The organism is Mediterraneibacter glycyrrhizinilyticus (assembly GCF_015560805.1).
GTDB classification, from domain to species: Bacteria; Bacillota; Clostridia; order Lachnospirales; family Lachnospiraceae; genus Schaedlerella; species Schaedlerella glycyrrhizinilytica_A.
The window spans coordinates 143,376-163,717 of the sequence record NZ_JADMSO010000003.1 but is presented as its reverse complement, the minus strand read 5'-3'; the positions used below and the strand labels follow the sequence as shown (position 1 = coordinate 163,717).

The following is a 20,342-nucleotide window of genomic DNA, read 5'->3' as shown; positions in this document are numbered from 1 at the left end:
AACTGTCTATTTTACAGAATCGGATAAAATTCAGGATGACGATTCCGGTATTCTGCATAATATCGGAACCCGCATTCCTGCAGGATCTCCGCTATTTTTGCAAATTCATAAGCAATATGTTCCGGACGATGCGCGTCAGATCCGACCGTAATGATCTCCCCGCCCAGCTCCCGGTAACGCTTCAGTATATCCGGATGCGGATGTGCAAACGGCAGTCCGTATTTTAACCCCGCCGTATTGACTTCCAGACCTTTTCCCCTTTCGATCAGAATCTTTAGGATCTCATCGATCTCATCCGCAAATTTCCGGTAAGAATATTCCTTTTCCTGCTCTATCCCATAGCGTACGACATAATCCAGATGTCCCAGCACATCAAAATCCCCGATCTGCCGGACATTCTGAACGGTCTGTCTCCAAGTCTCCCGGTATCCCTCTTCGTCACCAAGTTCCCGGAACAGTTCTCCAAAATAAGGATCGCTTCCATTTACAAGATGTACGGATCCGATCACAAAATCAAACGGATACCGTTTTACGAACTCTTTGTAAAATGTTCCGAGATGCGGCTGAAGTCCGATTTCCACTCCAATCCTGAGATCCAGTTTATCCCGGTATTCATCCCGGAGCTTTTCCAGTGTCTTCCCATACGCATCCAGATCAAACCGAAACGGTATCCCCGGAGTTTCTTCCAGCCCTTTCGGATAATCTTCATCCCAGTGATCCGTAATGCAAAGAGTCTTCAAACCACATTCTGCTGCCTGTTCGATCATCTCCCGCACCGGAGTTTCGCTGTCTGTGGAAAAACAAGTATGTGTATGAAAATCTGCCCTGATCATAGGATCGTTCCGCCTCCCAGTACATAATCGCCGTCATAGAATACAACTGCCTGTCCCGGCGTCACTGCACGCTGTGGTTCCTCAAACGTACAAAGTACCTCGTCTTCTCCCACCTTTTCAACAGTCGCCCAGACACCTTTATGATTATATCTGATCTTCGTAAAAACCCGTTTCGGCTCCGTCAGCTCTTCCACCGACATAAAGTTCAGATGGTTTGCACGCAGGGAATCCGCCATAGATTCGGCATGCGTTCCGATCACGACCTCATTTGTATCCGGTCGGATCTCCAACACAAACGCCGGATAGCCGAGCGCCAGTCCCAGCCCTTTTCTCTGTCCGACCGTATAATGCGTGATCCCTTTATGTCTTCCGATCACGGTCCCGTCTGTCAGAACAAAATTCCCCTCAGGCATATGCACTCCCGCCGTTTCTTCTATATAAGAAGCATAATCCCCGTCCGGTACAAAACAGATATCCTGACTGTCCGGCTTCGACGCCACCATAAGCCCGATCTTTTCCGCGATTCCACGAATTTCTTCTTTGGAATACGCGCCTACCGGCATCAACGTTCTCTTCAGTTGTTCCTGTGTCAGATTATAAAGTGCATACGTCTGGTCTTTTGCAAGATTTGCAGAGCGCTGCAATGTATAACGCCCATTTTCCAGACAGACGATCCTTGCATAATGTCCGGTCGCGATATAGTCCGCTCCAATCGCCAGGCTCCGGTTCAAAAGAGATTCCCATTTTACATATCTGTTGCATGCGATACATGGATTCGGTGTTCTTCCCTGACGGTACTCTTCCACAAAATAGTCGATCACATGATGTTTAAATTCCTCTTTAAAATTCATAACATAATAAGGGATCTCAAGCTGTGCCGCAACGCGCCGCGCGTCATCCACCGCGCTCAATCCGCAGCATCCGCCGTTTTCTTCCTGTACCGCCTGCTCTTCATCCTGCCAGATCTGCATGGTGACTCCGATCACTTCATATCCCTGCTCTTTCAGAAGATATGCCGCAACCGAAGAATCCACGCCGCCGGACATTCCGACCACTACTTTCTTCATCAATATTCCTCTTCTTCCTCTTCTTCATCCTCATGAATATCTGATTTCGGTTTCTCCAGCCCCTCGATCGTAATTCCATGCTTCTCCGCATAATCCCAGAGCGCCGCATGGATCGCCTCTTCTGCAAGCAGGGAACAATGTACCTTTACCGGCGGAAGTCCATCCAGCGCTTCCATTACCGCTTTATTGGTCACCTGCATCGCTTCCCGGATATTCTTTCCTTTCACAAGCTCGGTCGCCATGCTGCTTGTAGCAACTGCCGCGCCGCATCCAAATGTCTTAAACTTCACATCCCGGATGATCTCATTTTCATCGATATCCAGATAAATCCTCATGATATCGCCGCACTTCGCGTTTCCCACTGTGCCGACTCCGCTGGCGTTCTCGATTTCTCCTACGTTTCTCGGATGCTGAAAATGATCCATAACTTTCTCTGTATACATAACTGTAACCTCCAACTCTTTTTGATATTTCCGTTTCGTATTTCTATTTTTTATTTCTGTTTTTTTACAAAATCCTCATACAACGGCGACATGCTCCGCAGATTGCTCACAATTTCTTTTAAATTCTCTACTACATAATCCAGATCCTCTTTTGTCGTCTCTTCGCTCAATGTCATCCGCAGAGATCCGTGTGCGATCTCATGCGGCAGGCCGATCGCCAAAAGCACATGGGACGGATCCAAAGAACCTGACGTACAGGCCGATCCGCTTGACGCGCAGATTCCTTTCATATCCAGCATAATCAGCAACGATTCTCCCTCGATAAAACGGAAACTGAAATTCACATTGTTCGGAAGACGTTTTGTCCGATCGCCGTTCAATCTGCAATATGGGATTTCTTTTTCGATCCGTTCGATCAGATAATCCCGCAGTTCACGTTCTTTCTTTGTGCGTGCTTCCATTGTGGAAACCGCACGTTCCACAGCCTTTCCGAATCCAACGATCCCCGGTACATTTTCCGTACCCGCCCGTCTTCTTCTCTCCTGCGCTCCTCCGTGGATAAACGAACGGATTTTCACGCCTTTGCGGATATAAAGAAATCCGATCCCTTTCGGTCCGTTCAGCTTATGTCCGCTCGCGCTGAGCATATCGATCTGATCCTCGTCTACGTTGATCGGGACCTGTCCAAACGCCTGCACCGCATCGGTATGGAACAAAATGCCATGTTCATGCGCGATCGCTCCAATTTCCCGGATCGGCTGGATTGTTCCGATCTCATTGTTCGCATACATAATGGAAATCAAGATCGTATCCTCCCGGATCGCAGATTTCAGCTGTTCCAGATCGACGATCCCGTTTTCGTCCACATCCAGATAAGTGACCTCAAAACCTTTCTTTTCCAGATATTCGCATGTATGCAGGATCGCATGATGCTCGATCTTACTTGTGATCAGATGTTTCCCCTTGGATGCATATGCCTCCGCTGTCGCGATCAGCGCCCAGTTATCCGACTCACTTCCTCCTGCCGTAAAATAAATCTCATTGCTTTTCGCGCCAAGCGTATCTGCAATGATCTCTCTCTGTCTTGTGATCACTTCCTTGTTTGCCGCTGCAAATCCATACACACTGGATGGATTTCCAAAATGCTCCGTAAAATATGGAAGCATCGCCTCCACCACTTCCGGTGCGGTCTTTGTCGTCGCCGCATTGTCAAGATATATCAATCTTTCCATCTTCTAATCCTCCTTTAACAAGCTGATCCAGCCTGATCTCATCTACGGTCCTGTTGATACTGTCATTGATCCGTTTCCAGACATATTTCGTCACACAACTGTCCGCCGATTTGCATCCCTCTTCTAAAAGTCCCGGACAATCCACCGGATCCAGACTGCCCTCCAACGCACGCAGTATATCTCCCACTGAAATTTCTTCCATCGGTCTGGCAAGAATATAGCCGCCGGCAGCTCCCCTGATACTCTTCACAATCCCGCTCTTTTTCAATTTGGACATCAGTTGTTCCAAATACCGTTCGGAAATTTCCTGCCGTTCTGCAATACTCGTGATCGAAACCGGCTCTTCTGTACTGTTCTGTGCCAGATCGATCAAAGCGCGCAGACCATATCTGCCTTTTGTCGATAGTTTCAAATTATCACCTTCTTAATCCCTATTATTTTACTAGGATTTATCCGTTTGTAGAATAGCATTCTTATCCGTGTTCTGTCAAGTCTATTTTCAGAATATGTTATAAAAATCCTTTCTTTCAGGAGCAGTCTATGGCAAAAAAATCTTCCATCATCCGCGGTACACTGATCCTTACCATGACCGGTTTTTTAAGCCGGTTTATGGGATTTTTTTATCGTATTTTTATGAGTCATTCTTTCGGGGAAGAGGGTGTCGGGCTGTATCAGCTTATATTCCCTGTCTATGCACTTTGTTATTCTCTCACAACGGCCGGCATTGAAACTGCCATTTCACGGACAGTAGCCTGCAAGGTTTCACTTGGGAAAGAGCAGGAAGCCCATCACGTTCTTTATACAGGTCTTCTCTTCTCGTTTTTCCTTTCCTGTATCAGCACGATCTTTCTTCAAGACCATGCGGCATATATTGCCAATCAATTATTAGGAGATGCACGCTGTCAACAGCTTCTTGTAATCCTCTCATACACCATGCCATTCTCCGCAGTCCACAGCTGCATCTGCGGATACAGTTTCGGAAAGAAGCAGACAAAAATCCCGGCGCTCTCACAATTGATCGAGCAGACCGCCCGGATCACCTCGGTATTTTTCTTCTGTTTCATGATCCAAAAACAAGGCGGTACCGCCTCGATTGCCGTTGCGGTCGGCGGACTCGTACTTGGTGAAATGGTTTCCGCCCTCTACACACTGCATACATTTTTCCGCCCTTTTTCCCGCCCCGAAAAAAAGAACGCTACACGCTCACACCTTTCGCTCTCCGGGCTCTTCTGCGGACTCAAAGAACTGCTGCCGCTTTCCCTGCCTTTAACTGCAAACCGGGTACTGCTCAATCTTCTCCAAAGTATTGAAGCGATCTCGATCCCCGGAAAGCTCCGGCAATATCATCTCAGCACTTCCGAAGCTTTGAGCCTCTACGGAGTTTTAAACGGAATGGCGCTTCCCTGTATTTTATTTCCATCCGCCATTACCAATTCCCTCTCCGTCATGCTCATGCCGACCATCGCTGAAATACAGACGTCAAAAACGAAAAAAGAGCTCGCAGACCTGATCAAAAAAGTCACTGCCGCTTGTTTTATTCTCGGTCTCTCGTGCTGCCTGTTTTTCCTGCTTACGGGTTCTTTCATCGGCATGACGCTTTTCAACAGCCGGACAGCCGGAAAGTTCATCGTAACTTTAGCATGGATGTGCCCGTTTTTGTACACCAACAGCGCTCTGCTCAGCGTGATCAACGGTTTCGGAAAGACCGGCTCCACATTCCTGATCAACGCCGCCGGTCTCGCGCTACGGATCGGAAGTGTTTTTTATGGGATCCCGCGATTCGGTATCCGCGGCTATTTATGGGGTCTGCTTCTCAGCCAGTTTACCGTCACTCTGTTTGCCGTGTTCGTCATATCCGCTTCCGTTTCACATTGCAAAACAAAATAAATAGCAGAATGCCGGTAAAGTCCCGGGATTTTATCCCGCTTCTTTCTCCGGCACTCTGCCGCTTTCCGCTCTCTTTATGAAAAAATCATCTTTACAAACACCGGGTTCACGTATGCTTCCAAAATCAGTCCCGTCAACATCATTCCGATCACAAATATCGTTTTCTGGTGATTCCACCGACTCTGGGGATAAGTCATCCCGTACCACAGCACGACCACATATGCCGGAATATAAAACAAAAACTGCGGAAAGATCCCAGCTATACAAAAAACAATCCCTTTCAAACCCATATAGAATACTGCCATCGTCAGCAGAGTCCCTAAAGAAAAGCCCGTCCATGCAAGAAATACAAACGAGATGATCCTGCGCATACGCGTCAGCACCAGTCCGGTCAGTATTCCAAATGGAAGCAGCCGGATTCCCGTCAGATATAGTAAATATTCTTTTGCCACAAACTCTGTCCCTGTATACTGTTCCAGAAATTGCAGGTTAAAGATTCCCATATCGGTCATATATTGTTTTAATGCAAAATTCACATATAAGATCCCACACAGAAAGCCCGGCATAAAAAGAGCAAACATCTGCTTTCTCGTTCGAAATGTCTTCACCGGCATTCCTCCCCTCTGATAGTTCAATATATGCCGGCTTACTCCTATTTATACGGAATCAGCAGCCGTATTTCACGGCATATGCCATCAATGCCGCAACAGTCTTGGAATCCTCGATTTCCTTTGAGAAAATTTTCTGTTTTAATTCCTCCATCGTATATGCTTTCAGCTCAATAAACTCATCTTCATCCAGATGCTGTTTGGACGGTGTCAGATTTCTCGCCACAAACACTTCGATCCGCTCGTCGCAGAACGCCACCGTCGTACGCAAAGTGATCAGATGTTCCAATGTGTCGTCACGGTATCCCGTTTCCTCTTCCAGCTCCCGCATCGCACAGACAATCCCCGGCTCGTCCGCCGCATCCAGCGCTCCGGCCGGTATTTCTAACGTCTCGCGCTCCAGTGCATTGCGGTACTGACGCACCATCAGGATCCGCCCGTCTTCCAGTACCGGAACTACCGCTGCAGCCCCCTTGTGATGGATAAAATCCCATACTGCGGTGTGATCCCCGTTGATTTCCATCGTATCCTGATAAAATTCCAAAATAGAGCCTTTAAATTTCAGCTCACGGTTGATCCGCTTTATATTTTCACTCATGTCTCTTCTCCTTTTTCTCATTTTTCCACAGAAAAACCCTTGTCCGAAACGGACAAGGGTCATACATTTAAAAACCGGTCTGATCTACTTACTTGGCATAATCTGAAACTCGTGATTCACGAATCACATTGACTTTGATCTGTCCTGGATATTCCAACTCAAATTCGATCTGCTTTGCAATATTTCTCGCCATAAGTACCATATCATCATCAGATACCTGTTCCGGAACTACCATTACTCGAATCTCTCTACCTGCCTGAATAGCAAAAGACTTATCAACGCCCTTAAACTGGTTGCTGATCTCTTCTAACTGTTTTAATCTGTTTGTATATGTTTCGATGGTCTCTCTTCTCGCACCCGGACGCGCTGCCGAAATCGTGTCAGCTGCCTGTACAACACAGGCGATCAATGTCTCCGGCTCCACGTCGCCGTGATGCGACTCTACTGCATTGATCACGATCGGGGATTCTTTGTATTTTCTGCAAAGATCCGATCCGATCTGAATATGGGATCCCTCTACATCATGATCGATGGATTTTCCAATATCATGGAGAAGTCCCGCACGTTTCGCCATACGGACATCCAGCCCGATCTCTCCGGCAAGCAAACCGGAAAGCTGCGCCACTTCCACAGAATGCTTCAATGCATTCTGCCCATAGCTTGTTCTGAATTTCATACGTCCAAGCAGACGGATCAACTCCGGATGGATTCCCGGAACACCAACTTCAAGTGCTGCCGCTTCTCCCTCTTCCCGGATCATCGTCTCGACTTCTTTCTGCGCTTTCTCAACCATCTCCTCGATTCTGGCCGGATGGATTCTTCCATCTACGATCAGACGCTCGAGGGCAATCCTAGCAACTTCCCTGCGGATCGGATCAAATCCGGAAAGTACAACTGCTTCCGGCGTATCGTCAATGATCAACTCTACACCTGTCAGTGTCTCCAGGGTCCGGATATTCCGTCCCTCTCTTCCGATGATTCTTCCTTTCATCTCGTCGCTCGGAAGCTGTACTACGGAAATCGTAGTCTCTGCCACATGGTCGGCAGCACATCTCTGGATTGCGTTCACGACGTATTCTTTCGCTTTTTTGTCCGCTTCTTCCTTTGCCTGTGCTTCCAGTTCTCTTACCATCTTGGCTGTGTCATGCTTCACATCATCTTCAACAGTTTTCAACAGATATTCTTTTGCCTGTTCGGAGGTAAGACCTGAGATTCGTTCCAGTTCCTGTAACCTTTTTTGACTGAGCTCTTCCACTTTTTCTTCGCGATGTCTCAGTTGCTCTTCCTTTGCTGTGAACTTAGCTTCACGCTGCTCGATCGCCTCAGACCGTTTATCAACAGTCTCTTCTTTCGCCAGCACTCTTTTTTCATAGCGTTGCAATTCCGAACGACGTTCTCTGGATTCCCGCTCAAGTTCATTCTTCGTCTTGATCGACTCTTCTTTCACTTCCAGCAGAGCTTCCTTTTTCGTCGTCTCAGCAGTCTTTACGGCATCATCAATAATCTCTCTTGCCTTTGCTTCCGCATTCCCGATCTTTGATTCCGCATTCTTCTTCAAATTGGAAATCGTAACAAAGCGAGTAACAACACCAACGATCAACGCGAGGGCCACAGCAATAACGATGTACATTATCGGCACAGGAGCACCTCCTTATTCAATTTTCATTGTACATTCTTACATAAATACAACAGTTAAATTTTATACTGTTTTCACAACGATGTCAAGCATTCTCATTATAATTTTGTATTACTTGACGGACGTCCTCAAAACGGAATCCTTTGCGCCCGAAAAAGCCGTATAAACGCTGTATTTCCAGGTCTGACGCCTGTGAAAGATCCACTCTTTTTTTACGGATCAGTGCACGGATCGCCTCTGTCGAATCCTCTTCCTGCCAGCATTTTTCCAGTGCCTGATCGATTTTCTCTGCGCAAATGCCTTTTTGAAGCAGAAGCGCACGGATCTCTTTTTTACTTTTGGTTCCTTTTCTTGACTCGACAAACTGTTCCGCATAACAGTCGTCATCCAGATATCCAAAGGACTTCACATAGTCGATCGCCGCATCGATCAGATCCTCCGGATACATCCCCTGCTTCAGCTTTTCGCGCAGTCCCCGCTCTGTCCGCGCCATATCAGTCAAAAGGTGCATTGCACGAAGCTTGGCACGTTTCAGGATCACTTCAGTCCGGATCTTCTCGTACTGTTCTTCCGGTATTTCTTCCATTTCCCGAATGCTAAATTTCGCCAATTCCCCTTTATAGAGAACGAATGCAAACTGCTGATCCAGTTCCACGCGGTACTTTGTCTTTGTCACTGGCTCCACTTTTGTCACAAGCATCTTATGCCTGCTCCGTCTTATCTGCCGTTTTTCCATTCTGTGCGTCTGCCTTATCCGATGATTTGTCGGCTGATTTCGAATCTGCTTTTGCTGTCAGTTTCAGATCATCTGCACTTTCTTTTTCCCGGTACTCTTCTCCGAGATGATAATGTGCGCGAACTTTCTGCTCGATCTCATCCATCATCTCCGGATGGGATTCGAGGTAGCTCTTTGCATTCTCCCGTCCCTGTCCGATCTTTTCTCCCTCATATGCGTACCAGGAACCACTCTTCTTTACTACATCGATCCCTGATGCAAGATCCAGGATATCTCCGGATTTTGAAACGCCTTTTCCGAACATGATATCAAATTCCGCCTCTTTAAACGGCGGCGCGATCTTGTTCTTTACGATCTTGATCCTTGTACGGTTTCCAACCATCTCGCCACTCTGTTTCAATGTCTCGATCCTGCGCACATCCATACGCACGGAAGCGTAGAACTTCAGCGCGCGTCCTCCGGTCGTCGTCTCCGGACTTCCGAACATTACGCCGACTTTCTCCCGAAGCTGGTTGATAAAGATCACAATACAATTAGACTTGCTGATGACCGGCGTCAGTTTACGGAGCGCCTGCGACATCAGTCTTGCCTGCAGACCCACATGGCTGTCTCCCATATCCCCCTCGATCTCCTGCTTTGGCACAAGCGCTGCAACGGAGTCGATCACGATGATATCGATCGCGCCGGAGCGCACCATCGTCTCTGCAATCTCAAGCGCCTGATCCCCACTGTCCGGCTGTGAGATATAAAGTTCGTCGATATCCACACCGATATTCTTCGCATATACAGGATCCAACGCATGCTCTGCATCCACAAATCCCGCAATACCGCCGCGCTTCTGTACCTCCGCGATCATATGCAGGGCGATCGTCGTCTTACCACTGGATTCCGGTCCGTATACTTCGATCACACGTCCTTTCGGAACACCGCCCAATCCCAGCGCAAGATCCAGACTCAGACATCCGGTCGGCACAGTCTCCACATTCACATGTGCTCCCGACTCCCCGAGCTTCATCACGGCTCCCTTTCCGAAGTCTTTCTCTAATTTTGCGATCGCTGCATCCAGCGCTTTCTTCTTCTCTTCACTTGTATTCGCTACACCCAGCGTTTTCTTCTTTTCTTCACTTGTATTCGCCATAATTGCTCTCCTTTTACACGAACAGTTGTTCGTTTCCTGAATGTAATAGTATTATACTTCACTGCAAATGTCAACCTTATTTTCTTTCATTCTGGAATGTTCCGGAACCCGGACAAACAGGAATCTTAAGAAACTTTGACTTGTTATGCTGGCGGAACCGCCATGCCGACCCCGCCGGATCCTTGCGGGTTATGTATATCATATCATAACCTCCTCCGGCTCCGCAAGAAAAAAGCATCACAGAACCGATCAAAATCATTCCAGATCGATCTTCTGCGATGCTGTTTCCCTGTCTGCTATTTCATCTGTTCCACACGGTCGTTCACCGTCTTGTTAAAATTCTGGATCCGTCTGCTGTATTCCTCGGACATAAATCTTGAATTCAGCATAAAATCTGCAGTTGCAAGATTATTTGCGATCGGAATGTCATAAACAACTGCGATCCGAAGCAGTGCTTTTACATCGGGGTCGTGCGGCTGCGCTTCCAACGGATCCCACAAAAAGATCATAAAATCAATCTGTCCCTCCACGATCTTCGCACCAATCTGCTGATCTCCGCCAAGCGGACCGCTGCAGTATCCTTTGACCGGAAGTCCGGTCTTCTCTGAGATCAACCGCGCTGTCGTTCCTGTTCCGCAGAGGAAGTGACTTTTCAGTATCTCTTTATTCCGGTCACACCACTCTACCAGTTCTTTTTTCTTCCCGTCATGTGCTACCAGTGCAATATGTTTTGCTTTTCCTATTTCAACGGTTACATAATCTTCATTCAGCATTGTCTTCTACCTCCTCGGATTGTCTCTGGTGAAATATATTTTACACCATCTGTTCCATCGAGTCAAATCGGATTGCCGCAAGAAGCCCGACCAGAGTTGTCACGATCAGACTATATATAAGAAGAATCGGAAAGACCAGATCCGGATCGATCAAAAGTCCGACAAGCACCGCGATTCCTGCTCCCAGACCAAGGATCACCATCTGCATCAGACCGCGGATCAGTTCCTGTCCGGTTTTCCCGAGCAGTTCGCCAACCATCCACTGTGCGATCACTTTCAGATACAGTTTGTTCGCCTGAAGCACCGTATAGATCAGAATACACTGCACGACATAGACCGGCCGGATCCCCCACACGAATCCCACCGGCACACAGATCAGGATCCCATCCGCCAGCGCTTTCACATGTTCCATCAACGTCGCATACCAGATTTTCTTAAACGGGCTGTCCGGGATCAGGAAAAGATATGGATTTTTCAATTCCGTCTCCCATTTTCCGAGATACCCGGTCATACACAGCGTCACATAAGCAAGTACTCCAAGCAAAAACAATTCCGGATGACCGGTCTTTTGTGCAGCGCTCCGCATCACAAAAGACATGATCGCCGCCAGAAATAAACTGGTCAGTGTCATCTTCGAGAAAATAAAATACTTTTCTTTTTTATATTCCAAAAGCTGGCGGTAAAATACGGCTCTTGCCCCATGAGCCGAAAATTCACCCTCTACTTTTCGGAATTTCCGTTTTTTCTTTCCAATTCCCATGACCATTTCGCCGTTTTTGCTGCGCTTGCGCATCTCGGCATAATCATCGGCAAATTTCGCCGCTTCCTCATAATAACCGCCGCCGCATTTCATACGAAATGCCGCCGCGAATAAAATTACCGCGCATCCGATATAAAGCACGGAGCAGATCGCATTCAGCATAGTCGGTCCTAAAAGAAGCAGTCGGTACAATGCGATATTCCATCCAACGACCGGAATGATCTGAAGAATCTTCCAGTCAAAAAATGCAAACACCGTCTCCAGAGTGATCCCATTTTTCCAAAAATAATATACGATCAGCAGAGTGATCCCGATCAAAAACACTTTGATCCCTATACAGATTCCCTTTAATACTTTCGCCGGAATCTGTTCGTTTGTGTAAAGGATCACCATCGTACTGCATTCCAGAACGATCTCAAGTCCGCACCCCAGGAAGAAAAACAGTACCATTTTCCACCATGCCACACCAAATACCGTCGCGCCCGCGATCGCAAACAGCAAGTTCACTCCAACGGAAAAAATATAGTTCATCCAGGCACTGTATACGAGAACCAGTTTCGGACTGATCGGAGCCGGGAAGACAAAATGTGTCTGTCCTTTTTTAAACAAAACCCCTTTTTTCGATGCATAACTTAAAAAATCGGCAAAAAATACATAAAGAGCCCAGATCGTCACAAGAACAACCAATCCTTTTGCTGAATCAAACCGCAGTTTTCTCGCCGCCGTGATTCCGATCTGGATCAGAAAAATCGCATATCCGATACAAAACAGGATCAGAAATAATGTTGCCGGTTTTCTCACCGCACGCTTCAGGTTATTCATCAGACTTCGTTTTGTCACATACAACAATGCTTTCATTTCTCATCACCGCCTGTCATCTCAAAGAACAGATCATCGAGATCTTTCTCGCCTGCTTCTGATTTGCGGTAGGAACCGATGATCTTCCCCTTTTCCATCACAAACATCACATCCCACAGATCTTCCACCATCTCCAGCATATGGGTACTGATCAGCACAGTCACTCCCTGATCCCGCAATTCGCGCACGGTCTCTTTTAATTCCTTGATCGCACGCGGATCCAGACCGACCATCGGTTCATCCAGCAGGATCACTTTCGGTCGGATCGCCAGCGCGCAGCAGATACTGACTTTCTGCATCATTCCTTTGGAAAGTTCATTTCCGAGCTTGTCCTGCTTGTCTTTAAGTTCAAAACGTTCCAGAAGCGCTTCCACTTCCTCGTCTGTGATCGAACTGGCATATGCTTTCCGGATATACTCGATATGTTCCCGCACCGTCAGTGCTTCAAACATTGCCGGAATCTCCGGCACATATCCGAAAATCCGCTTTGCCTCCAACTGTCTTGCCGGAATCTCCTGGATCCCGATCTGCCCCTGATAACGGAGCAGTCCTGCAATACTCTTGATGATCGTCGACTTCCCGGCTCCGTTCGGTCCCAACAGGATTCCGATCTGTCCGTCAGGCACAAAAAAACTGACTTCATCCACTGCCAGATTCCTGCCATATGATTTTCTCAGATTTCTTATCTCTAACATAAATGCCCCTCCATTACTGTACTATTCTTTTAGTACAATAATATAAGAGGGGCATCTGTTTGTCAACTGATTTTTAATGGATTCTATCCAGATCCGTCATTCCAAATATATATTTCAGTACCGGCATCAAGATCAGCTGCAGCACTGTCACACCGTTACATACAATGAAAAATAAAAGGAACTGCATAAAAACCGGATGTTTTTCCCTGAGTTCTTTCAGAACCGTATGACCGGCTCTCCCTTTTTCTGCCATCTCCTGCATCCTCCGTTTCTATCTCTCCTCAAACTTCCATTCCAAAAAATCAAGCGCCCCCTCCCCGATATACTCAAAATATACCGGATGTATCCCTTGTTCTATGTTTTTCCGTCCCGAATACCACCGGTAATCGGAAGTACAGTTCAGAGGAATACAGTCGGCAGCCTGCTTCCTGTCTGCATCCTGATATACACGCATCATCCCGTTTGCAGTCCCCCGTACTTTGACACTGATTTTCACATCCCTGTCTATTCTGAAATACTTAAATCCTGCCACGCTTCCGTCCTGCATATTTGCAATATACTGTCTTGCTCCGCCATCCCCTTTTGCTTCCTGTGTAAAATACGGGTGACTTTTATACCGTTGTTTTGGCCGCTGACAGTCGTAACGACCGGTTCCCTCCCTGGACCATAGATTGCAGGCAATCCTTGCGCCATAGACTCCGCGTCCCTCCAGCGGTCCGCCGTTCAATCCGCAGCTCGTCATCTCCGCCTGCAGAAACGTTCCGTTTTCGTCAACCGGGATACGCTCCGCGCAAACCTGTCTGGAATAAGAACTCCGGTTGGTTTGTCTGTGATAAAAGATATAATATTCATTTTTTAGTTTCAACAGACCTCCATGATTGTTCCCGATATAATTTGCCGCGTGTTCTTCATCCGTATTGCCATTCAGGAACAGATCGCCGTTGCTGATCAACGTTCCCGCAAACCGAAATCCCTCCATCGGACGATCGCTTACCGCCAGGCACAATTCATGATTGTGCCTGGAAGAATAAACGAAATAATATGTCCCGTCGTATTTTCTGATCGAACTTGCCTCAAAAAACTCATGTTCCTGAAAAGAATCTTCCCCATGATTCGGAAAAAGCAATTTGGGTTCTCCTTTTATCGTGAGCATATCTTCTTCCAGTTCCATAGCATATCCGCCTTGAAACTCCAGTTTTTTCCCTCCTGTCACGATCGCAGGAACCGCAGTTCCGAATCCCGCGTAAAGATAGATCCTTTTGTCATCGTCTACAAGAACCGCCGGATCAAATGGGAAGCCGTCTCCTTTTTTCCGCCCGTAAAGGGTTCCGTCCGCATGGCGGATGTGTCCGAGAAACCGGAACACACCGCACGGACTTTCGCAGACTGCCACTCCCATGATCCCCATAAAATCAAATGCATAATACAGATAATAACGTCCGTCTGTTCCTCTGACCACATCAGGTGCAAACAACAATCTCAATCCCAGACGGTTTTTCGGATCCTGATTTTTCCGGTATATCACACCTTCATATTTCCAGTTTCCAAGATCATCCAGCGGCGCAGACCAACAGACATAATCATTCATGCAGAACATCGGTGCGCCGAATCTGTCATGAGAGCCGTACAAATATACCCGGTTTCCAAAAATATATGGTTCCACATCTGGTATATATTCATTTTCCGGCAGGCATGGGTTCAACACCTGTTGTCTCACTTACATCCTCTCCTTTTCACCAAATCTCACAACTGACAAAAATACACAGATACATCAGCGCCATCGCCGGAATCCACAATTCTACCGACCAGATGCCGATCCCCGTCTGGAGCATACAGAAAGCGAGTAAAAAACCCGCCAGGATCCCTGCCGTTTTTCCACGAGAAAATCTGTTTTTCAATACGACAGCGAAGACCACGCATGAACTCCACTCCGCAACCACGGTAAATAATTTCGATATCTCCTGCATCTTATTTGCCTCCCAGATAATTCGTCAGCGCTTCCATCAGACCTTTTCTTCTTGATCTGCTGATCTGAAGCTGTTCTCCCCCTACACTCACCGTATTTTTCTCTTTCATCGTCTTCCGGAATCTGTACTCTCCCTCCGGTGTATGTACGATGATATTGTGTCCCTGACTTTCAAGGAACCGGATATTTCTTGTATCCATCCGCTTCACGCCCTGATCCTGACATGTTTTTTCGTCTTCTACGATTCCGATATGCAGCATAACCCAATCCCATCCTTTTATTTAATCCACCGTCCATGCGCGGACCGCTTCTTTATAATACACCCGGTTCTCAAATACGATCTCCGGCTTTTTATTCTCCACTTCCACCAGTGTCACCGCGCAGTTCGGCGGCACGCCCTCTTTCCAGAAATCTGCCGTCTCCAGATTCCCTTTGACATGGTTGACCAGAGCCGTCATCGCAGCGCCGTGTGTGGACAGCAAGATCGTCTTCTCCTTATTCTCTTCGGAGGCGCACAATTCCTGTAAAAATGCGCCTGTACGCGCCAGAAGTCCCTCCACGCTCTCTCCGCCTCTGGCAGGTATAAAATGTGCAGTGTCGGTAAAAAATTTATTAAATTCTGCGCTCTCCCGCGCTTTCGCTTCCCCACTGATACACATTCCCTCATAAACGCCAAATCCCATCTCTTTGATCGCGGCGTCTTCTATAAGCGGCGTTTCCCTGCTGCCCAGGATCACTTCCGCCGTCTTTTTCGCCCGGATCAACGGACTTGTATAAGCGAGGTCAAACGCAACGTCCCGAAGCCCTTTTGCAGTTTCCCCGGCCAGATAGATGCCGTAGTCATTCAGCGGAATATCGGAAAATCCCTGCACCCGCCTTGATTTATTCCAGTCAGTCTCCCCATGCCGTACGATATATAATTTCATCTGTTCTCTCCTCCCGTTTCTATTCCAAACAAAAATTCGTTCTTTCGTATATCCAGTATAAGCATTCTCTCTGTCGTCGTCAACACTTCTCCTCCCCAGGATCTTTGCTTTCTCTCCGCTTGCCATTTGACCCGATTTCCGCTATAATAAGAGACATTCTACGACAGGAAAGGACGATTTTTATGGAAAAGATCACAAGTTTCACCATTGACCACAACAAACTTGTTCCGGGAATCTATGTTTCCCGAAAAGACAATGCCGGAGATACCGTCGTCACCACCTTTGACATCCGTATCACCAATCCGAATGAGGAGCCGGTCATGAATACCGCCGAGATCCACACCATCGAACATTTGGGCGCTACCTTTTTAAGAAATCATGACGATTACAAACAGAATGTCCTGTATTTCGGACCGATGGGATGCCGCACCGGTTTCTATCTTCTTCTGACCGGCGATCATTCTTCCCGCGAGATCCTCCCGCTGATCAAAGAAATGTTCACATTTATCGCCGGGTATACCGGAGATATTCCCGGTGCAAGCGCGCGCGACTGCGGCAACTATCTGGATATGAACCTGCCGATGGCGAACTATATCGCCAAAAAGTTCATAAAAGAAGTGCTCACCGACACACAGGACCATCAGCTCTATTATCCGGACTAAACAACAGACAAAAACAGCAGCCAGAATCCCTTTTCTCTGACCTCCGTCAGTATTTCGGAATTCTGACCGCTGTTTATTTTTCCTTTAAAACATACGCCCGGATATAATCATATGTCTTCTCTTCGCCCTCTTCCTCCAGCATCACAAGAAGCTGTTCCAAAAGCGCCTTTGTCTCCGGGTGCATCACATAATTTTCCCTGCCGCCTTTTAAGAAATATTGGAGCGGATCACTGTCCGTATAAGCCTTGCCCCGGTATATTTTGCTTGCCGCCATCCGGTCAAGGAACATCTCCACCACATACCGTACCGGCATCTTCATCCCGATCATCCGGTTCGTTCCATTCAGACCATAATCGATCCAGTATTCATAATGGTGCTTATTTCTCCCTTTGTGGTGCAGCCATGCAAGGGAAACGCCTGTCGTCTCACGTTCTGCATTATTCGGACTTCGGTCTCCCTGATAATACTTACAGCCGACTTTGAATTCCGTCCAGCTATATTTGGAAAGATCATGCAGAAGCCCTTGCCTATAAAGTCCCACGCGGAAACAATGTTTCATTACGAGCAGTTTATGCCGCGTGATCGTGCAAAAATGTCCTATCGCTTTCATATCTTTGCAACCTGTTTCTTTCTGCCGTTTTCCGCCTTGCCGTTTTCCACCGTTTGCTTTTCTTCCAAAATCGCCGGTATCCTGCCGATCAGAAACGCGATGCTTCTCTCATCCAATTCGATCTGTCTCTGGTTTTCAATCTCGATCTCGGCAAATCCGTCTTCCTGACCGGTATCGGTCACAAGATACCAGATTCCGTTCTTCGGAAGCGTCGGTAGTGCATACACATGCTTCAGCCAGTGCATATTGCATGCCACAAAGCAGGCATCGTCATCGACTTCCGCCCCGCTGTACAGCACACCGAGCTGTCTGCTCCATACTTCTGCCTGTGCCTGCCATGCATATTCGCCATGAAACGATACATCCGGCATTCCGCACCCAGCCTTATCCTGTCCCAGCAGCGCTGCCGCCTTATGAAGCGCCGGATGCTTTTTGCGAAAAGCGATCAGCTGACGTACAAATTGAAGCAGTCTGCCGCCGTTTTTCCCATAATTCCAGTTCAGCCATGCAGTCTCATTGTCCTGACAATACACATTGTTATTTCCATTCTGTGTGTTGCCGAACTCATCCCCCGCAAGAATGCACGGAGTCCCCTGTGAAAACATCAGCAGGAAGAACGCATTTTTTATCTGACGCCGCCGCAGTTCCAGAACCGCCTTTTTCCGTGTCGCCCCCTCCGCACCGCAGTTCCAGCTGTAATTATAATCCGGACCGTCATGATTCTGTTCCCCATTCTCTTCATTGTGCTTCCCATCGTAAGATACGAGGTCATTCAGTGTAAATCCGGTATGATCCGTAATATAATTGCATTTTCCGTCTTCTTGGGAATGATGCTGCATCGCCCACATCACATCGCCCACCATGCCCTCATCTCCCTTTAAGAAACGGCGCATCGTATTCTGAAAACGGTCGTCTGTCTGCATCAGCTTGACGCCTTTCAAAAGCGGATCCTGCATCAGCATTTCCATCGGAACGTTATATGGATTTACGATAAATCCGTCCACATGGTATTCCAGCATATAATACCGCAGACATTCGATCGAAATCTGTGGTTTCAGCTCCGGCACGAACGGCATTCGCAGAACGACCTCGATCCCCGCTTTATGACAGGCTTTCACCATATCTTTCAATTCCCGCCGGGCGTGTCCACTCACGCTGTAAGCGGCTTTCGGCGCAAAATAATATCCTTTTCCATATCCCCAATAATTTACTTTCGCGCCGATCTTTTCCTCAAATTCATAGACCGGCATACACTGGATCTGATTGATCCCAAGTTCCTGAAGATAGGGGATTTTTTCAGCCACTCCGGCAAATGTGCCTTTATGTTTTACTTTGGATGAACTATGTTTTGTAAACCCGCGTACATGAAGACTATATGCGATCACCTCATGATACGGGATCTTCGGAAATGTATCGCCCTCCCAATCATAGTCTTCCTCCGAAAAACGCCCCCGCACTTCGTCTTTTTCCGGCTTTGGTTTCTCTCCGAACTTCCGGGTACGGGACAATTCTTTCACATACGGATCCACACAGATCCGCCCGTCGATCCGGTAATTATACTCATAGTTTTCCCCAGTCATCCCCTCGACCGCCAGAAAACGGACTTCCCCAAGTCCCTCTTCCTCCGGCATCTCGAAGACTGCCTCCGGTTTTACCGCGCCTGTCCGGTAGAGCAAAAGCTCACAACTCTTCCCCACCGGCACAGCGACCGCAAAATTCGTCCGCTCTCCCATTCTCACCGCCCCCAGCGGCTGCGGACATCCCTTTGTTTTCTTCATACTCCCAGTCAACCTCCTACTGCCAGCCGTCAGTTCCATACAACTCTACATTTTCACTTGTGATCAAAAATGTTTCTTCCAAAGTCTCTTCTTTATATTTTTTATCTTCCAGGATCGCGATCGCAGTCTTAACAGCGGTCTTTCCGATGTTGATCGGAGACTGTGCTCCGGTTCCGACAAACTGACTTCCTGCTTTTGCTATCTCGGCTTTTGCCGCCGGCGAACCGTCCACGCCGTAAACAAGGATATCGGTCCGATCCGCCTCCCGGATCGCCTGAAGCGCACCCAGAGCGATCGGATCATTTCCGCACATCACCGCATCGATTTCCGGATGTTCCTGCAAAAAAGCCTGCATCGAGATTTTTGCTTTTTCCGAATCCGCCTCCACATCCACTCGTTCCAGCACTTCAAATCCACTGTTTGCGATCGCTTCCTCGAACCCGGTAATCCGTTCATTGACAGAATTCGTCGCCGGACTCTCAAGGATCACAACTTTTCCTCCCTCCGGACAGCGCTCTTTTAAATCTTTTCCACACACATATCCTGCATTTTTGTTATCCGATCCCACAAACGCATCCACCAGATCTACCGCTTTCACTCTGGTATCCACATTCACTACCGGGATGCCCGCCTCCTGAAGTTCTTCCAGCGCTGGAGTGATCTCCTCCTGATCCACCGGACTTAAAAATACGGCATCCACATCCGCTTCGATCAGTTCCCGGATCTGCTCATTTTGGAGCGCTGCATCTGCCCCCGGATTCTTTGTCATGATCCGATGCCCTTTTTCCTCCAACGTCGTTTTGATCGAAAGTTCCAGTGTTTCAAAATAAGGGTTGTCCATGTCGATCCCGCTGTATCCAAACAGATATCCGCTTTCTTCCTCTTCTTCAGCGCCCTCTTCCGTCTCAACCACCGCGTTGTCTTCCGGCGTTCCTACATTTTTCTTACATCCTGCCAGCACCATGCATGCCAATGCCGCTGTAAGCAGGATACTTAATATCCTTTTTTTCATCTTCTGCTTTCTCCTGTTTTGTTCTTTTCATTCATTCTATCGTTTTCCGTCTCAGAATGTCAATAGTGCCATTCTAAATTGCTTTTTCGCTTTTTCATTACCTTTTTTACTTGCTTTTTTTCTC

Annotated in this window: 23 protein-coding genes; 2 read left to right on the top strand and 21 right to left on the bottom strand. The window is 47.6% G+C overall.

What is annotated here, in order from left to right:
- Positions 1-11: 11 nt before the first annotated feature.
- From I2H87_RS04380 to I2H87_RS04360, 5 genes are read right to left on the bottom strand one after another with little or no spacing between them, the layout of a single operon-like run.
- Positions 12-833, bottom strand: coding sequence for a histidinol-phosphatase HisJ family protein (locus tag I2H87_RS04380; RefSeq protein WP_009268309.1), 822 nt, complete (start codon positions 831-833; stop codon positions 12-14).
- Positions 830-1,900 (bottom strand): tRNA 2-thiouridine(34) synthase MnmA, encoded by a 1,071-nt coding sequence (gene mnmA / locus I2H87_RS04375; RefSeq protein WP_009268310.1) that lies wholly within the window; start codon positions 1,898-1,900, stop codon positions 830-832. Before mnmA ends, I2H87_RS04380 begins: the two co-directional genes overlap by 4 nt.
- Positions 1,900-2,343 carry a Fe-S cluster assembly scaffold protein NifU gene (nifU, locus tag I2H87_RS04370; RefSeq protein WP_009268311.1) on the bottom strand — a complete coding sequence of 148 codons (444 nt, stop codon included), beginning with the start codon at positions 2,341-2,343 and terminating at the stop codon, positions 1,900-1,902. Before nifU ends, mnmA begins: the two co-directional genes overlap by 1 nt.
- A gap of 50 nt (positions 2,344-2,393) precedes the next feature.
- Entirely contained in the window at positions 2,394-3,575 is a 1,182-nt protein-coding gene (gene nifS, locus I2H87_RS04365; protein WP_022152567.1) for a cysteine desulfurase NifS, read from the bottom strand.
- On the bottom strand, positions 3,553-3,987 hold the full coding sequence (locus I2H87_RS04360) for an RrF2 family transcriptional regulator (protein WP_009268313.1): 435 nt from the start codon (positions 3,985-3,987) through the stop codon (positions 3,553-3,555). The genes nifS and I2H87_RS04360 overlap by 23 nt, the downstream gene beginning before the upstream one ends.
- Positions 3,988-4,115: 128 nt before the next feature.
- On the opposite strand from I2H87_RS04360, the gene I2H87_RS04355 reads away from it, so the two are divergent.
- Positions 4,116-5,462: a polysaccharide biosynthesis protein gene (locus I2H87_RS04355; RefSeq protein ID WP_117549318.1), complete on the top strand. Its 1,347-nt coding sequence runs from the start codon at positions 4,116-4,118 to the stop codon at positions 5,460-5,462.
- A 74-nt stretch (positions 5,463-5,536) separates the two neighbouring features.
- Here the strand turns inward: I2H87_RS04355 and I2H87_RS04350 are convergent, their stop codons facing one another.
- The 13 genes from I2H87_RS04350 to I2H87_RS04290 all read right to left on the bottom strand — a co-directional run bounded on the left by I2H87_RS04350 (position 5,537) and on the right by I2H87_RS04290 (position 16,156).
- Complete coding sequence (locus tag I2H87_RS04350; RefSeq protein WP_009268315.1) at positions 5,537-6,076, bottom strand: stage II sporulation protein M; 540 nt, start codon at positions 6,074-6,076, stop codon at positions 5,537-5,539.
- 52 nt (positions 6,077-6,128) lie between these two features.
- Positions 6,129-6,668: an NUDIX hydrolase gene (locus I2H87_RS04345; RefSeq protein WP_009268316.1), complete on the bottom strand. Its 540-nt coding sequence runs from the start codon at positions 6,666-6,668 to the stop codon at positions 6,129-6,131.
- A gap of 88 nt (positions 6,669-6,756) precedes the next feature.
- Positions 6,757-8,298 carry a ribonuclease Y gene (rny, locus tag I2H87_RS04340; protein ID WP_044955018.1) on the bottom strand — a complete coding sequence of 514 codons (1,542 nt, stop codon included), beginning with the start codon at positions 8,296-8,298 and terminating at the stop codon, positions 6,757-6,759.
- Between the two features lie 91 nt (positions 8,299-8,389).
- Entirely contained in the window at positions 8,390-9,004 is a 615-nt protein-coding gene (locus tag I2H87_RS04335) for a regulatory protein RecX (protein ID WP_009268318.1), read from the bottom strand.
- Position 9,005: 1 nt separating this feature from the next.
- On the bottom strand, positions 9,006-10,178 hold the full coding sequence (recA, locus tag I2H87_RS04330; protein WP_009268319.1) for a recombinase RecA: 1,173 nt from the start codon (positions 10,176-10,178) through the stop codon (positions 9,006-9,008).
- A 296-nt stretch (positions 10,179-10,474) separates the two neighbouring features.
- Positions 10,475-10,951 carry a methylglyoxal synthase gene (locus I2H87_RS04325; RefSeq protein ID WP_009268320.1) on the bottom strand — a complete coding sequence of 159 codons (477 nt, stop codon included), beginning with the start codon at positions 10,949-10,951 and terminating at the stop codon, positions 10,475-10,477.
- 40 nt (positions 10,952-10,991) lie between these two features.
- The gene (locus I2H87_RS04320) at positions 10,992-12,569 is read right to left on the bottom strand and encodes a putative ABC exporter domain-containing protein (RefSeq protein WP_117549316.1); all 1,578 of its coding nucleotides are present in this window, start codon (positions 12,567-12,569) and stop codon (positions 10,992-10,994) included.
- Complete coding sequence (locus tag I2H87_RS04315; protein WP_009268322.1) at positions 12,566-13,264, bottom strand: ABC transporter ATP-binding protein; 699 nt, start codon at positions 13,262-13,264, stop codon at positions 12,566-12,568. The genes I2H87_RS04320 and I2H87_RS04315 overlap by 4 nt, the downstream gene beginning before the upstream one ends.
- Positions 13,265-13,337: 73 nt before the next feature.
- Complete coding sequence (locus I2H87_RS04310) at positions 13,338-13,517, bottom strand: hypothetical protein (RefSeq protein ID WP_009268323.1); 180 nt, start codon at positions 13,515-13,517, stop codon at positions 13,338-13,340.
- An 18-nt stretch (positions 13,518-13,535) separates the two neighbouring features.
- Positions 13,536-14,981, bottom strand: coding sequence for a family 43 glycosylhydrolase (locus tag I2H87_RS04305; protein WP_195609410.1), 1,446 nt, complete (start codon positions 14,979-14,981; stop codon positions 13,536-13,538).
- Positions 14,982-14,997: 16 nt separating this feature from the next.
- On the bottom strand, positions 14,998-15,231 hold the full coding sequence (locus I2H87_RS04300; RefSeq protein ID WP_195609409.1) for a hypothetical protein: 234 nt from the start codon (positions 15,229-15,231) through the stop codon (positions 14,998-15,000).
- A gap of 1 nt (position 15,232) precedes the next feature.
- Complete coding sequence (locus tag I2H87_RS04295; protein WP_009268326.1) at positions 15,233-15,490, bottom strand: LytTR family DNA-binding domain-containing protein; 258 nt, start codon at positions 15,488-15,490, stop codon at positions 15,233-15,235.
- 21 nt (positions 15,491-15,511) lie between these two features.
- Positions 15,512-16,156, bottom strand: a complete 645-nt coding sequence (locus tag I2H87_RS04290; RefSeq protein ID WP_009268327.1) for a histidine phosphatase family protein — start codon at positions 16,154-16,156, stop codon at positions 15,512-15,514.
- Positions 16,157-16,338: 182 nt separating this feature from the next.
- Here I2H87_RS04290 and I2H87_RS04285 point away from each other — a divergent pair, with 182 nt between their 5' ends.
- Positions 16,339-16,818, top strand: coding sequence for an S-ribosylhomocysteine lyase (locus tag I2H87_RS04285; protein WP_009268328.1), 480 nt, complete (start codon positions 16,339-16,341; stop codon positions 16,816-16,818).
- A gap of 73 nt (positions 16,819-16,891) precedes the next feature.
- On the opposite strand, the gene I2H87_RS04280 is transcribed toward I2H87_RS04285, so the two are convergent.
- From I2H87_RS04280 to I2H87_RS04270, 3 genes are read right to left on the bottom strand one after another with little or no spacing between them, the layout of a single operon-like run.
- The gene (locus I2H87_RS04280) at positions 16,892-17,428 is read right to left on the bottom strand and encodes a DUF5662 family protein (RefSeq protein WP_009268329.1); all 537 of its coding nucleotides are present in this window, start codon (positions 17,426-17,428) and stop codon (positions 16,892-16,894) included.
- Positions 17,425-19,206: an alpha-amylase family glycosyl hydrolase gene (locus I2H87_RS04275; RefSeq protein WP_117549314.1), complete on the bottom strand. Its 1,782-nt coding sequence runs from the start codon at positions 19,204-19,206 to the stop codon at positions 17,425-17,427. The genes I2H87_RS04280 and I2H87_RS04275 overlap by 4 nt, the downstream gene beginning before the upstream one ends.
- Positions 19,207-19,222: 16 nt before the next feature.
- Positions 19,223-20,218 carry a sugar ABC transporter substrate-binding protein gene (locus I2H87_RS04270; protein WP_022151517.1) on the bottom strand — a complete coding sequence of 332 codons (996 nt, stop codon included), beginning with the start codon at positions 20,216-20,218 and terminating at the stop codon, positions 19,223-19,225.
- Positions 20,219-20,342: the final 124 nt, after the last annotated feature.